This window comes from Pseudomonas sp. BF-R-01 (assembly GCF_019946615.1).
Classification (GTDB): domain Bacteria; phylum Pseudomonadota; class Gammaproteobacteria; order Pseudomonadales; family Pseudomonadaceae; genus Aquipseudomonas; species Aquipseudomonas migulae.
Genome location: NZ_JAGYFX010000006.1, coordinates 72438 through 86351 on the forward strand (window position 1 = coordinate 72438; position 13914 = coordinate 86351).

A 13914-nucleotide genomic window follows, 5' to 3' on the forward strand; every position below is an offset into this window, starting at 1 on the left:
CGATGCCTGCTATCCCTTTGGAGCATGGTCTGGCGGTCGCCGGCATCCTGTTCTGCCTCGGTCTGGTCGGCCTGATGGTCCGCCGCAACATTCTCTTCGTGCTGATGAGCCTGGAGGTCATGATGAATGCCTCCGCTTTGGCGTTCATCGTTGCCGGTAGCCGCTGGGCGCAGCCGGATGGACAGATCATGTTCATCCTGGTGATCAGCCTGGCAGCCGCCGAGGCCAGTATCGGCCTGGCGATCCTGCTGCAACTGTATCGCCGCTTCCACACGCTCGATATCGACGCTGCCAGTGAGATGCGCGGATGAATCTTCTCTATCTGACTTTCGTATTCCCTCTCATCGGTTTCCTGCTGCTGTCGTTCTCCCGTGGACGCCTCTCGGAAAACCTGTCGGCGCTGATCGGCGTCGGTTCCATCGGCCTGTCTGCCATCGTCACCGCTTACGTGATCTGGCAGTTCAACGTCGCGCCACCTGAAGGCGGTCACTACACCCAGGTGTTGTGGCAGTGGATGGCGGTGGAAGGCTTCACGCCGAACTTCGCGCTGTACCTGGATGGTCTGTCCCTGACCATGCTCGGTGTCGTGGTCGGTGTCGGCTTCCTGATCCACCTGTTCGCGTCCTGGTACATGCGCGGTGAAGCCGGTTACTCGCGCTTCTTCGCCTACACCAACCTGTTTATCGCCAGCATGCTGTTCCTGGTCCTGGGCGATAACCTGTTGTTCCTGTACTTCGGCTGGGAAGGCGTGGGCCTGTGCTCGTACCTGTTGATCGGTTTCTACTACAGCAACCGCAACAACGGTAACGCGGCACTCAAAGCCTTTATCGTGACCCGCATCGGCGACGTGTTCATGGCCATCGGCCTGTTCATCCTGTTCGCCCAACTGGGTACGCTGAACGTCCAGGAACTGCTGGTGCTGGCACCGCAGAAATTCCAGGCCGGCGACTTCTGGATGGTCATGGCCACCCTGATGCTGCTGGGCGGCGCTGTCGGTAAATCCGCGCAACTGCCACTGCAAACCTGGCTGGCGGATGCGATGGCCGGTCCTACCCCGGTTTCGGCACTGATCCACGCCGCGACCATGGTGACCGCCGGTGTCTACCTGATCGCCCGTACCCACGGCCTGTTCACCCTGGCGCCGGAAATCCTGCATCTGGTAGGAATCGTCGGTGGCGTGACCCTGGTACTCGCCGGTTTCGCGGCACTGGTTCAGACCGACATCAAACGTATCCTCGCCTACTCGACCATGAGCCAGATCGGCTACATGTTCCTGGCGCTGGGCGTTGGCGCATGGGATGGCGCGATTTTCCACCTGATGACCCACGCCTTCTTCAAGGCGCTGCTGTTCCTTGCATCCGGTGCGGTGATCGTTGCCTGCCACCACGAGCAGAACATCTTCAAGATGGGCGGCCTGTGGAAGAAACTGCCACTGGCCTACGCCAGCTTCATCGTCGGCGGCGCGGCCCTGGCGGCCCTGCCACTGGTGACCGCAGGCTTCTACTCCAAGGACGAAATCCTTTGGGAAGCGTTTGCCAGCGGCAACCAGGGTCTGCTGTACGCAGGTCTGGTCGGCGCATTCATGACTTCGCTGTACACCTTCCGCCTGATCTTCATCGCGTTCCACGGTGAAGTGAAGACCGAAGCGCACGCCGGTCACGGCATCGCTCACTGGCTGCCACTGTCGGTGCTGATCGTATTGTCCACCGCCATTGGCGCGATGATCGTTCCGCCACTGCACGGCGTGCTGCCGGAAAGCGTCGGCCATGCCGGCGGCGAAGCCAAGCACAGTCTGGAAATCGCCTCGGGCGCCATCGCCCTGGCCGGTATCCTGCTGGCCGCATTGCTGTTCCTCGGCAAGCGTCGTTTCGTCACTGCAATCGCCAACAGCGGCATCGGCCGCTTCCTTTCGGCCTGGTGGTTCGCTGCCTGGGGCTTCGACTGGATCTACGACAAACTGTTCGTCAAGCCATACCTGGCGATCAGCCATGTACTGCGCAAAGACCCGCTCGACCAGACCATCGGTCTGATCCCGCGTATGGCCAAAGGCGGTCACACCGCCCTGAGCCGTACCGAAACCGGTCAACTGCGTTGGTACGCGGCATCGATGGCAGCCGGCTCCGTGCTGGTCATCGGCGCCATCGTGCTGGTAGCGGTCTGAATATGAACCTTGCGAACTTGCGAAAGGAATTGAGCCCGTCATGATTCTGCCTTGGCTAATCCTGATCCCCTTCATCGGCGGCCTGCTGTGCTGGATGGGTGAGCGCTTCGGCGCCACCCTCCCCCGCTGGATTGCGCTGATCACCATGTCCCTGTTGCTCTCCCTCGGCCTCTGGCTGTGGGCCACCGGTGACTATTCATTTGCCCCGGCGCCTGGCGCCGACCCGACCTGGGCGCTTGAGTTCAAGCACATCTGGATCGAGCGCTTCGGCATCAGCGTGCACCTGGCCCTCGACGGCCTGTCGCTGCTGATGATCATGCTGACCGGTCTGCTGGGTGTGCTTTCGGTACTCTGCTCGTGGAAAGAGATTCAACGTCACGTTGGCTTCTTCCACTTGAACCTGATGTGGATCCTGGGCGGTGTCGTCGGCGTGTTCCTCGCCCTCGACCTGTTCATGTTCTTCTTCTTCTGGGAAATGATGCTGGTGCCGATGTACTTCCTCATCGCGCTCTGGGGTCACAGTTCTTCGGACGGCAAGAAAACCCGGATCTACGCGGCGACCAAGTTCTTCATCTTCACTCAGGCTTCCGGCCTGATCATGTTGGTGGCGATCCTGGGTCTGGTACTGGTCAACTTCAACGACACCGGCGTGATTACTTTCAACTACGCCGATCTGTTGAAAACCAAGATGTCGCTGACCACCGAGTACATCCTGATGCTCGGTTTCTTCATCGCCTTCGCGGTCAAGCTGCCAGTCGTACCGTTCCACTCCTGGTTACCTGATGCTCACGCCCAGGCGCCGACCGCAGGTTCCGTCGACCTGGCCGGTATCTTGCTGAAAACCGCTGCGTACGGTCTGCTGCGTTTCGCCCTGCCGCTGTTCCCGAATGCGTCGGCCGAGTTTGCGCCGATCGCCATGACCCTCGGTCTGATCGGGATTTTCTACGGCGCGTTCCTGGCCTTCGCACAAACCGACATCAAGCGTCTGATCGCCTTCTCGTCCGTTTCCCACATGGGCTTCGTACTGATCGGCATCTACTCCGGCAGCCAACTGGCGCTGCAGGGCGCGGTGATGCAGATGCTGGCGCACGGTCTGTCGGCCGCGGCACTCTTTATCCTGAGCGGTCAGTTGTACGAACGTACCCACACCCGCGACATGCGTGAAATGGGTGGCCTGTGGTCGAAGATCGCTTACCTACCGGCCCTCAGCCTGTTCTTCGCAGCCGCGTCGCTGGGCTTGCCGGGCACCGGTAACTTTGTCGGTGAGTTCCTGATCCTGATCGGTACCTTCCCTGCTGCACCGTTGGTCACCATCATCGCGACGTCGGGCCTGGTGTTCGGTTCGGTCTACTCGCTGATCATGATCCACCGTGCGTACTTCGGTCCGGCCAAATCGGACGCGGTGCTGCATGGCATGGACGGTCGCGAACTGATCATGGTGGTCGGTCTGGCGGCACTGCTGATCTACATCGGCGTGTACCCGCAACCGTTCCTCGATACCTCTGCTGCGACGATGCATGGCGTGCAGCAATGGCTCGGCACCGCCTTCACTCAACTCGCTTCGGCCCGGTAAGAGCGCTATGGAATTCACGACTCAACACTTTATCGCGCTAGCGCCGTTGTTGATCACCAGCGCCACGATCATCGTGGTGATGCTGGCGATTGCCTGGCGCCGCAACCACTCGCAGACCTTCCTGATTTCCGTGGCGGGCCTGAACCTGGCGTTGCTGTCGATCCTGCCAGCCTTGAAAGTCGCGCCATTGGCCGTGACCCCACTGCTGCAGATCGATAGCTTTGCCTGCTTGTACATGGCGCTGATCCTGGTCGCCACCCTGGCCTGTGTGACCCTCGCCCACGCCTACCTCGGCGATGGCGGTTCGGGTTACCCGGGCAACCGCGAAGAACTGTATCTGCTGATCCTGATGGCCGCCGCCGGTGGCCTGGTTCTGGTCAGCGCGCAGCACCTGGCCGGGTTGTTCATCGGTCTGGAACTGCTCTCGGTGCCGGTCTACGGTCTGGTGGCCTACGCCTTCTTCAACAAGCGTTCGCTGGAAGCCGGTATCAAGTACATGGTGCTGTCGGCCGCCGGTTCCGCGTTCCTGTTGTTCGGTATGGCCCTGCTCTACGCCGATTCCGGCAGCCTGAGCTTTGTCGGTATCGGCCAGGCCCTCGCGGCCACCGGTCTGCCAAGCTCCCTGGCGCAGATGGGCCTGGGCATGATGCTGATCGGCCTGGCGTTCAAACTGTCGCTGGTACCGTTCCACCTCTGGACCCCGGACGTTTACGAAGGTGCTCCGGCACCGGTGGCGGCGTTCCTGGCGACCGCTTCCAAAGTCGCTGTGTTCGCGGTGATGGTGCGTCTGTTCCAGATCTCGCCAGCGGCGAGCAGCGGTGTACTCAGCGACGTGCTGACCATCATCGCCATTGCCTCGATTCTGTTCGGTAACCTGCTGGCCCTGACCCAAAGCAACCTCAAGCGTCTGCTGGGTTACTCGTCCATCGCGCACTTCGGCTACCTGCTGATCGCCCTGGTGGCGAGCAAGGGTCTGGCCGTGGAAGCCATCGGCGTGTACCTGGTCACCTACGTGATCACCAGCCTCGGCGCCTTCGGCGTGATCACCCTGATGTCCTCGCCGTACAACGGCCGTGACGCGGATGCCCTGTACGAATACCGCGGCCTGTTCTGGCGCCGTCCGTACCTGACCGCCGTACTGACCGTGATGATGCTGTCCCTGGCCGGTATCCCGCTGACCGCGGGCTTCATCGGCAAGTTCTACATCATCGCCACCGGTGTCGAGTCGCACCAATGGTGGCTGGTTGGTTCCCTGGTACTGGGCAGCGCCATCGGCGTCTTCTACTACCTGCGCGTCATGGTCACTCTGTACCTGATGGAGCCAAACCTGCGTCGCCACGATGCGCAACTGCATTGGGAACAACGTGCAGGCGGCGTGATGCTGCTGGCCATCGCCGTACTGGCGTTCTTCCTCGGGCTGTATCCGCAGCCGTTGCTGGCTCTGGTTCAGCAGGCTGGTCTGGCGGGTTGATCGCTTAGCGGTAGATCGTAGAAAACAGAAACGGCACCTTCGGGTGCCGTTTTTGCGTTTGTGGGGTTTGGTTCTGCTGTTTTTCCCCTCCTCTGGCGTACATATCCATTTTTGCGGTAACGGCGGCTATGGGTTTCGCCCTTACGGCGAGTCACTTGGAAGAGCCCCAAGTAACCAAGGGCTCTTGCCCCTTTCGTTCGGTGCCTCGCCTAGGCTCGGCATGCCCTCGCTCCGGTCCTGCTCCGTGGGCCCGCCGCCATCGGCCATCCATGGCCGGGGGCGGCTAACCCGGCATCCATGCCGGGTTGCCCACTGCGCAGAACCTGCGCTCGGCCTCTCGAGGGGGCGCTCAGATCAAAAGCTGAAGGCGAGCTAACGCTCGGCCTGATGAGTGGTGGAAAGCAAAAGCGTATGGGATTCCCTGTAGGAGCCGGCTTGCCGGCGAAAAGCGTCTAGGCGACGCGTTCACTCAGACAGCACGCGTTATCGTTGACGTCCATCGCTGGCAAGCCAGCTCCTACAATTTCGAACCGTGTGAACCCAATCCCCGTGTAGGAGCCAGCAAGCTGGCTCCTACACGGGAACGTGTCCAACTGGGCAATCAGGTCGCTGATACTGGATCTGACACCAACAAAAACGGCACCTTACGGTGCCGCTCGCCTTTCTCAGTGCCGCCGTTTACTTACGCGCATCTGCCCACGACTTCAGCAGTTCGTTGTAGCTCACGGTTTCACCCTTGGGCTTTTCGTTCGCCAGTTTCGGTTTTGGTGCACCCGGCTGATCGAACCAGTATTGCGCATCGCGCTCGGGGTTCATTTTCGGGGCGCAGGTGGCTTGGGCCTTCGAGCGTTCCAGACGGGACATGATCGCGTCCTGATCCTTGGCCAGACCATCGAGCAGCTCGCGGCGCTGACTTGAGTCGCCGCGCGCTGTACCCACCCACATGACGAAATTGTAATAACCCCATCACCTTGGCGTTATCCGCAGATTGCAACGATGTCTCCCGGCGATCACGCGGGTGGGCCCTGCCCTCCCGCCGAACAATAAAACCCACGCCGAAGAACGTTCCAGTTCTGCCGATCCCAAGGAGTGCTTGATGGTTAACAATACAAAAATGTCGATGGCGGCTTTAGCCGTGGTGGTCGGTTCGGGGCCGACCCTGGTGTTAGCGGAAGAAAAAGCCGAGGGGTTTATCGAAGGCAGCAGCCTGACGCTGCTCAACCGCAACTACTACTTCAATCGTGATCACCGTGACGGCCAGTCCAGTCCCACCGGCAACGGTTATTCCGAAGCCTGGGCCCACGCCATCATCAGCAAGTTTGAATCCGGGTTTACACAAGGCACTGTCGGGGTGGGTGTCGATGCGTTTGCGATGATCGGGTTAAAACTTGATACCGGTGATGGCCGCAACGGAGGCCGCAGTTCGTTCGACGTACTGCCGGTCAACAGTGAAGGCCAGGCGCGGGACGAATACACCAAGGTCGGGGGCGCGGCGAAAGTGCGAGCCTTTGATACGGTGGTTAAAGTGGGCGATGTCTTTCCCTCCAACCCGGTCGTCGCGGCGGGCGACTCCAGGCTGCTGCCGGAAAGCTTCCGGGGTGTCACCGCCACCAATACCAGTATCGAAGGCCTGTCAGTACAGGGCGGTCGCCTGCATGCGATGAGCCAACCGGTTTCCAGCGACATGCGCGAAAATTTCGCGACGTTCTACGCGGGCCCGGTCAATTCGCCGTGGATTGGTTACTTCGGTGGGGACTACGCACTCAACAACCTCAGCTTCAGTCTGTATTCCAGTCGCCTCAAGGACGCCTGGAATCAATACTACGCAGGCAGCGCGTGGACGTACCCGCTGTCGGATGACCTGTCGTTGTTTGGCGGCCTGAACTACTACAAGGCTGTCGACGAAGGCAAACAACTGCTCGGCGAGTTCGACAACAACATCTGGAGCGGCCGCGTCGGAGTCAAACTCGGCGCGCACTCCGTAGCCCTCTCGCACCAGCGCAACAACGGCAATGACGACTTCGATTATCTGCGCCAGTCCGATTCGATCTTCCTCGACAACTCCATCCAGTACAGCGACTTCAACTCGCCCAAGGAACGTTCGTGGATGGTGCGTTACGACCTCGACATGACGACCTATGGCGTGCCGGGATTATCGTTCATGACCCGTTACGCCCGTGGCACCGACGCCGACTATTCCAGCGCCAACGCCGTGTACATGCGCCGCGATGCCGACGGCAATCCGCTGACCGACCAGAAGCGCTGGGAACGCGACATCGAAGTCAAATACGTGGTGCAGAGCGGCTCGTTGAAAGACATGTCACTGCGTTTGCGCCAGGCCAATACCCGCGCCACTGCGTATGAATCGGATCTGGATGAAGTGCGGGTGATTGTCGAGTATCCGCTGGCGATTCTCTGAGTTAACCCTTCATACCCATTCACCTTTAGAAGCTCCTTGCTCCTTTGGTAAGAGGTGAATCCTTTGGCGTCCTTCGGGGCGCCTTTTTTTCGCCCGCTGATTAACCGATTTTGTAGCGAGGGAGCGTGGTCCCGCTCGTTTTCGACTCCACCGCCGTGGGCTTTTCGGATGCGCGATATTAGAATGTCATCACTTTAAAACTGTAAATCAAAAGGAATGAATCGTGGTGGTACTAATAGGACTGGTGGCGTTGTTTGGATTGCTGTCTTTGGTGGTGGCGGTCGTCGGGCTGATAGCGCCGACTGTTTTCAAGAGCAAAAAAACCGGCAAGGTCCCGACACGATGGACCTTGTTCATGGGTGGGTTGGGCTTCATGCTTCTGGCCTCTGCTCTTGTTGACTACCTCAACCCCAAAACTCAAGGCTTCGAGTCCGTGGCAACTGTTGAAGCAAACGCCAACCGTTCCGCAGACTCCATGGGTTTGACTGTCAATGAGTTCCATAACGCGTTCAACGACGCGGTAGGTCGATACAACAAGGAATTCAAAACTGCCGACTTTGAAGTTCAGACGGGTGGGGCCACCGACACGTTCTCGCATGCTTTCAGCCAGGACTTGGCGATGATGGGAACCATCGATAAAAATGACGGCAACGTGGACATGGTGATCCTTAACATCTCACCAAATGAGGAGCAATCACTTCAGATATTTTCTGTTCTGCTTGCGATCACTGAAGCACTCAACCCTGGCATCCCGGTTGAGCAGAACAAAAAAATGGTCATGGACGTTTTCCATGAGTCGGTCAAGAATTTCGACGCTAAAGAACCAACCGAGCGCAAGGTGGGCGACCTTAATTACTCAGCGACGACGACTCGTTACACAGGAATGATGTTTTCTATCGTAAAGAGCAGCAAAAACTGAGTCATCCAGCACACTAAAAAACCGCGTCCCTCAACGGGTCGCGGTTATTCAAGGAATGCCAAAGCGCTAAATCCCCCTTCATAAGCTAAAGGTGGATTAGTTACATAGAAGGCTCCCCATCTCCCAAACAACCTTTAAACACCCCGAATTGAAATACGCACTGTTGGGGGATTGTGTGGCCTCAGCCACCGTTGTTTCGGCAGGCACCCACCACGCTGTATTTGAGGGTGTTGAGCTGTCCTTTCGAATCTTCATAGGTCATGGCGGCGGGGGCGACAGCGCAGGCTGGCTGCGGCTTCACAACGCTGACAATTTTCACTACATCCAGCTTCATGCCGTATTCATAGTCCTTCACTACCGGCGCCGCTTTGCCTTGGCTCACGGCGTATTGCTCCATGGCTTTGACGTTGGCGCTAAACGCGCGCTCAAAGGTTCGGTCGCCGCCCCCCTTCGGCCAGTGCATTCAGAGACACGGCCATGACGCCGGCAAACGCGAGCAACTTGAAACCTTCCATATCCATATCCCTCCAGTGCGGACTCATGAAAAAGCCCGGCATCGGCGTTCGATGACAGGCTTGGTGCGATGCGGCACGCTTACAGATCTTTGGTTTTTTCGTCTTTCTTTTCGTTGACGACGACCGGATCGCGGGCCTGTTCCTTGGCGACGAACAGCTCAATGGAGCGGTCGTTGGCGGTCATCATTCTGTCGAAGGTGCGGTCACCGCCGCCTTCGGCCATCGCCAGAGAAGACATCACCAGAGCTGCTGCAACGGCACCGATTTGGGCAAGTTTCATGTTTGATTCCTCGTTTAAGTAGCTGACGGGATCAAGGTAACAAGCCGAACCTTTCGTGACGGTGGCGTGCAAATTACATATCCGTTATGTGGCACAAACTTGTGGGAGCGAGCCTGCTCGCGATGACTCAATAACATTCAACATTATCGTTTATTGACCCACCGCTATCGCGAGCAGGCTCGCTCCCACAGGGAAGAACTATGTAGCGGGTGTTACGTCCTCCTCACGGCGATGCGCCAGCTGGTACAGCGCGGGCAATATCAGCAGCGTCAGAATCGTCGAAGAAAGAATCCCGCCAATCACCACGGTCGCCAGCGGACGCTGCACTTCCGCCCCTGTGCCCGTTGCCAGGGCCATCGGAATGAAGCCCAATGACGCCACCAGCGCCGTCATCAACACCGGCCGCAGCCGTGTGAGTGCGCCTTCGGTGATCGCGTCGCCGAGTGAGCGCCCCTCCTCCCGCAGATTGCGGATAAACGCGATCATCACCAGACCGTTGAGCACTGCGACACCCGACAGCGCGATAAAACCGACACCCGCCGAAATCGACAGCGGAATATCCCGCAGCCACAGCGCCATGACCCCCCCGGTCAGCGCAAACGGAATCCCGGTAAACACCAACAGGCCATCCTTGAGGTTGTTGAACATCATGAACAACAACCCAAACACCAGCAGCAACGCCACCGGCACCACGATCTGCAAACGCCTGGCCGCCGACTGCAACTGTTCGAACTGGCCGCCCCAACTGATCCAGTAACCGGCCGGCACCTGCACGTCACGCTCGATCACCTCACCCGCTTCGCTGACGAACGAGCCGATATCGCGTCCGCGCACGTTGGCGCTGACGATCACCAGGCGCTTGCCGTTTTCACGGCTGACCTGATTCGGCCCGAGCACCAGATCGAGGCTGGCGACTTCCTTCAAGGCAATGAAACCGATCTGCGCCGCATCGCCATTCAGCGGCGCCGGCACCGGAATCAACAGCGCCGACAAGCCATCGATGTCCTTGCGCATGGCGTCGGACAAACGCACGACCATGTCGAAACGCCGGTCACCCTCATACAACGTCCCGGCCTGACGCCCGCCCACCGCCACGGCAATGGTGTCCTGCACATCGCCGACGTTGAGCCCGTAACGCGCAGCCTTGTCGCGATCGATGTTGATGGTCAGCACCGGCAGTCCGGTGGTTTGCTCGACCTTCACTTCAGAGGCGCCGTTGACCTTCTGCATGGCGGCGGCAATCTTCGCCGCCGTGGCGTTCAGCACGTCCATGTCATCGCCGAACACCTTGACCGCCACATCGCTACGCACGCCGGAGATCAGTTCGTTGAAGCGCAACTGGATCGGCTGCGAGAGTTCATAGTTGCTGCCCGGCAGCGTCGCGGCGGCGGCTTGCACTTCGGCCATCAGGGTTTCACGAGACTTGCCCGGGTCCGGCCACTGCTCCTTGGGCTTGAGCATCACGTAGCTGTCGGAGATGTTTGGCGGCATCGGATCGGAAGCGATTTCGGCGGTGCCGGTGCGGGCGAAGACACGTTCGACTTCCGGCACTTTGGCGAGGATCAGGGTTTCCAGTCGCTGCTGCATGCCCACCGATTGCGTGAGGCTAGTACCCGGCACGCGCAAGGCTTGCAAGGCGAAGTCGCCCTCGCTGAGGCTTGGTACAAACTCGCTGCCCAAGCGGCTGGTGACCACGCCACTGAGCACGATCACGCCCAACGCAGCGCCCACGGCTACCGCCCGATGGGACATCACCCAGGCCAGCGCCGGTGCGTAGACCTTGCGAGCACCGCGCATGACCACGCCCTCTTCTTCCTTGACCTTGCCGGTGACGAACAGCGCAATCGCCGCGGGCACAAAAGTCACCGACAACAGCATGGCACCAAGCAATGCGATAACCACGGTGAATGCCATCGGGTGGAACATTTTCCCCTCGACACCGCTCAGGGCGAAGATCGGCAGGTACACGACCATGATGATCAACTGGCCGAAAATCAGCGGCCGGCGCGCCTCTTTCGCCGCCGCAAACACTTCATGGAAGCGCTCGGAGCGGGTCAGTAAGCGCCCGTGATGCTGCTGCGCGTGGGCCAATCGGCGCAGGGTGTTTTCGACGATTACCACCGCGCCATCGACGATGATGCCGAAGTCGAGCGCGCCGAGGCTCATCAGGTTGGCGCTGACCTTGTTGCTGAACATGCCGGTGAAAGTGAACAGCATCGACAGCGGAATCACCATCGCGGTAATCAGCGCTGCACGGATGTTGCCGAGGAACAGGAACAAAATCGCGATCACCAGAATCGCACCTTCCACGAGGTTTTTCTTCACCGTGGCGATGGCTTTATCGACCAAGTGCGTGCGGTCGTAAACCGGCACGGCAATCACGCCCTCGGGCAAGGATTTGTTGATCTGCTCAAGTTTGCTGGCCACGGCCTGGGACACGGTGCGGCTGTTCTCGCCGATCAGCATGAACACCGTGCCAAGAACCACTTCGCGACCGTTTTCGGTGGCCGCGCCGCTGCGCAGTTCACGGCCGATGTCCACGGTAGCGACGTTCTTGATACGGATCGGCGTGCCGTCGACATTGGCCATGACGATGTTGGCTATGTCGTCGGTGCTCGCCACTTGACCCGGCGCACGGATCAACAATTGCTCGCCGCTGCGCTCGATGTAACCGGCACCGACATTGGCGTTGTTGCGCTCCAGCGCAGTGATCAGATCAGTGAGAGTCAGCTTGTACGCAGCCAGCCGTTTCGGGTCTGGCGCAATCTGATATTCCTTGGCAAAACCACCGATGGTGTTGATCTCGGCGACACCCGGCACGTTGCGCAATTGCGGCTTGATGATCCAGTCCTGGATCACTCGCAGATCGGTCGGCGTGTAGGGCGTTCCATCGTCCTTCAGCGCGCCCTCCTTCGCCTCCACCGTCCACAGGAAAATCTCTCCGAGCCCGGTAGAAATCGGCCCCATGACCGCTTCGGCGCCTTCGGGCAATTGCTCCTTGGCGATCTGCAAGCGCTCGTTGACCAATTGCCGGGCGAAGAACAGATCGGTGCCGTCCTTGAAGATCACCGTGACCTGCGACAGCCCCGAACGCGACAGAGAGCGGGTCTGCTCCAGCGCCGGTAAACCAGCCATGGCGGTTTCAATCGGGAAGGTGATGCGTTGCTCGGTTTCCAGCGGCGAGAACCCGGCAGCCCCGGTGTTGATTTGTACCTGGACGTTGGTGATGTCGGGCACGGCGTCGATCGGCAGCTTTTGATAGCTGGCGATGCCGAGGCCGGCCATGAGCAGAACGGCGAGCAGCACGATGATGCGCTGCTCGATGGCAAACTGGATCAGGCGTTCGAACATGGGGACCTTCCGGGATCAATGAGAGTGCGCGGCTGAGGCCTTGCCCAATTCCGATTTGAGAACGAAGCTGCCGGCCGCAGCGACTTGCACGCCAGGTTCGAGCCCTTGTGTGATTTCCACCTGGCCTGAGGCACGACTGCCCAGCTCCACCGCTTGCGCCTTGAAGCCATCGTCGGTGCGCACGAATACCGTGGGTTTGTCCTCGACGGTCTGGATTGCGGTTTCCGGTACGGCGACGCTGGCCTCACGGCTGTCTGTGGCGACCAGCGCAGTGACAAACAATCCCGGACGCCACGAACCTTGCGGGTTTTCCAGGGTGACGCGAACCGTTGCCGTGCGCGTTTGTTCACCGAGCAAACTGCCGACGTAAGCCACTGTGCCGGCGACTTCGGCGTTCAGTTCCGCCGCGCTGACGGTGACCGGTTTGCCCACCTGCACCTTGTTCAGGTCCTTGGGCGAAACGCCGAATGTCACCCACACCCGGGACAAATCCGAGAGCGTGAACGCGTTGCTGGTTTCGTCGACCACCTCCCCCGGCGTCAGGTGTTTTTCCACCACCACGCCGTCGAACGGTGCGCGCAACTCATAACGATTGCCGCCAGTGGCAACCATGCTGCCGCTGAGCACGCTAATTTTCTGTCGCGCATTGTTCAGGGCGATTTCAGCCTCTTCCAGTGCCTGACGCGCCTGGAGGAAATCCTGTTCGGCGGAGATTTTGTCCTGCCACAGTTTCTTCTCGCGTTCGTAGGTGGTGCGCGCCAAGGTCAGGCGCCGTTGCGCGGCGGCTTGCTCGCTGCGCTGATCGGAGATCTGCTGACTGGCGATCACCGCCAGCAACTGGCCCTTCTTCACCGACTGCCCGAGATTGACCGGCACCGACTCGACCACCCCCGGTACTCGAGGCACCACGTGCGCGGTGCGATCCTCATCGAAACGCACTTCGCCGGGGAACGACAAGCCGAGGCTGATGCGCTGCGCACGGGCCTCGGCCAATTGAATATCCGCCGCGGCGATCTGCTCGGTGCTCAATTCAATGTGCCCTTCTTCGGCATGCTCGCCCTCGGCGGCGGCGCCTTCTTCGGCGTGATCGGCATGCTCAGAGGCTTCATCGGCGTGCGCGTCGATGGACGCGTTGCCGGTCCACATCGAACCGATGCCGATGCCCAAAGCCAGGGTCGCCGCAGCGACCGCTATCAATTTTTTATCCATGGAAACTCCTCTGCGT

Annotated in this window: 9 protein-coding genes and 2 pseudogenes; 6 read left to right on the plus strand and 5 right to left on the minus strand. The window is 59.7% G+C overall.

From position 1 onward, the window contains the following. Window positions 1-2 precede the first annotated feature (2 nt). Genes nuoK through nuoN form a run of 4 tightly spaced genes read left to right on the plus strand, consistent with a single transcriptional unit; the run spans window position 3 to window position 5205 of the window. Window positions 3-311 carry an NADH-quinone oxidoreductase subunit NuoK gene (gene nuoK, locus KGB27_RS04475; RefSeq protein ID WP_007940879.1) on the plus strand — a complete coding sequence of 103 codons (309 nt, stop codon included), beginning with the start codon at window positions 3-5 and terminating at the stop codon, window positions 309-311. Further along, window positions 308-2161 (plus strand): NADH-quinone oxidoreductase subunit L, encoded by a 1854-nt coding sequence (gene nuoL / locus KGB27_RS04480; RefSeq protein WP_008032743.1) that lies wholly within the window; start codon window positions 308-310, stop codon window positions 2159-2161. The genes nuoK and nuoL overlap by 4 nt, the downstream gene beginning before the upstream one ends. Window positions 2162-2201: 40 nt before the next feature. Next, window positions 2202-3734 carry an NADH-quinone oxidoreductase subunit M gene (nuoM, locus tag KGB27_RS04485; protein ID WP_008032746.1) on the plus strand — a complete coding sequence of 511 codons (1533 nt, stop codon included), beginning with the start codon at window positions 2202-2204 and terminating at the stop codon, window positions 3732-3734. A 7-nt stretch (window positions 3735-3741) separates the two neighbouring features. Continuing rightward, on the plus strand, window positions 3742-5205 hold the full coding sequence (nuoN, locus tag KGB27_RS04490; RefSeq protein ID WP_008032749.1) for an NADH-quinone oxidoreductase subunit NuoN: 1464 nt from the start codon (window positions 3742-3744) through the stop codon (window positions 5203-5205). A 678-nt stretch (window positions 5206-5883) separates the two neighbouring features. Here nuoN and KGB27_RS04495 read toward each other — a convergent pair. Continuing rightward, window positions 5884-6105, minus strand: a pseudogene (locus KGB27_RS04495) (carbohydrate ABC transporter substrate-binding protein); the annotation flags it as partial. A gap of 196 nt (window positions 6106-6301) precedes the next feature. On the opposite strand from KGB27_RS04495, the gene KGB27_RS04500 reads away from it, so the two are divergent. Beyond that, window positions 6302-7624 (plus strand): OprD family porin, encoded by a 1323-nt coding sequence (locus KGB27_RS04500; RefSeq protein ID WP_223553315.1) that lies wholly within the window; start codon window positions 6302-6304, stop codon window positions 7622-7624. A gap of 223 nt (window positions 7625-7847) precedes the next feature. After that, a complete protein-coding gene (locus tag KGB27_RS04505) occupies window positions 7848-8543 on the plus strand; it encodes a hypothetical protein (RefSeq protein ID WP_192227328.1) in 696 nt (231 codons plus the stop codon). Between the two features lie 181 nt (window positions 8544-8724). Here KGB27_RS04505 and KGB27_RS04510 read toward each other — a convergent pair. The 4 genes and pseudogenes from KGB27_RS04510 to KGB27_RS04525 form a co-directional block, all read right to left on the minus strand. Next, a pseudogene (locus tag KGB27_RS04510) lies at window positions 8725-9058 on the minus strand (DUF2790 domain-containing protein). A gap of 79 nt (window positions 9059-9137) precedes the next feature. After that, window positions 9138-9338, minus strand: a complete 201-nt coding sequence (locus KGB27_RS04515) for a co-regulatory protein PtrA N-terminal domain-containing protein (protein WP_192227327.1) — start codon at window positions 9336-9338, stop codon at window positions 9138-9140. A 198-nt stretch (window positions 9339-9536) separates the two neighbouring features. Beyond that, window positions 9537-12689: a CusA/CzcA family heavy metal efflux RND transporter gene (locus tag KGB27_RS04520; RefSeq protein WP_223436239.1), complete on the minus strand. Its 3153-nt coding sequence runs from the start codon at window positions 12687-12689 to the stop codon at window positions 9537-9539. 15 nt (window positions 12690-12704) lie between these two features. After that, the gene (locus tag KGB27_RS04525; RefSeq protein WP_223436241.1) at window positions 12705-13898 is read right to left on the minus strand and encodes an efflux RND transporter periplasmic adaptor subunit; all 1194 of its coding nucleotides are present in this window, start codon (window positions 13896-13898) and stop codon (window positions 12705-12707) included. Window positions 13899-13914: the final 16 nt, after the last annotated feature.

What these genes read in the sequence shown, in the direction of transcription:
- nuoK (WP_007940879.1), top strand. Translation starts at nt 3, where the DNA reads ATGCCTGCTATCCCTTTGGAGCATGGTCTGGCGGTCGCCGGCATCCTG.
- nuoL (WP_008032743.1), top strand. Translation starts at nt 308, where the DNA reads ATGAATCTTCTCTATCTGACTTTCGTATTCCCTCTCATCGGTTTCCTG.
- nuoM (WP_008032746.1), top strand. Translation starts at nt 2,202, where the DNA reads ATGATTCTGCCTTGGCTAATCCTGATCCCCTTCATCGGCGGCCTGCTG.
- nuoN (WP_008032749.1), top strand. Translation starts at nt 3,742, where the DNA reads ATGGAATTCACGACTCAACACTTTATCGCGCTAGCGCCGTTGTTGATC.
- KGB27_RS04500 (WP_223553315.1), top strand. Translation starts at nt 6,302, where the DNA reads ATGGTTAACAATACAAAAATGTCGATGGCGGCTTTAGCCGTGGTGGTC.
- KGB27_RS04515 (WP_192227327.1), bottom strand. Translation starts at nt 9,338, where the DNA reads ATGAAACTTGCCCAAATCGGTGCCGTTGCAGCAGCTCTGGTGATGTCT.
- KGB27_RS04520 (WP_223436239.1), bottom strand. Translation starts at nt 12,689, where the DNA reads ATGTTCGAACGCCTGATCCAGTTTGCCATCGAGCAGCGCATCATCGTG.
- KGB27_RS04525 (WP_223436241.1), bottom strand. Translation starts at nt 13,898, where the DNA reads ATGGATAAAAAATTGATAGCGGTCGCTGCGGCGACCCTGGCTTTGGGC.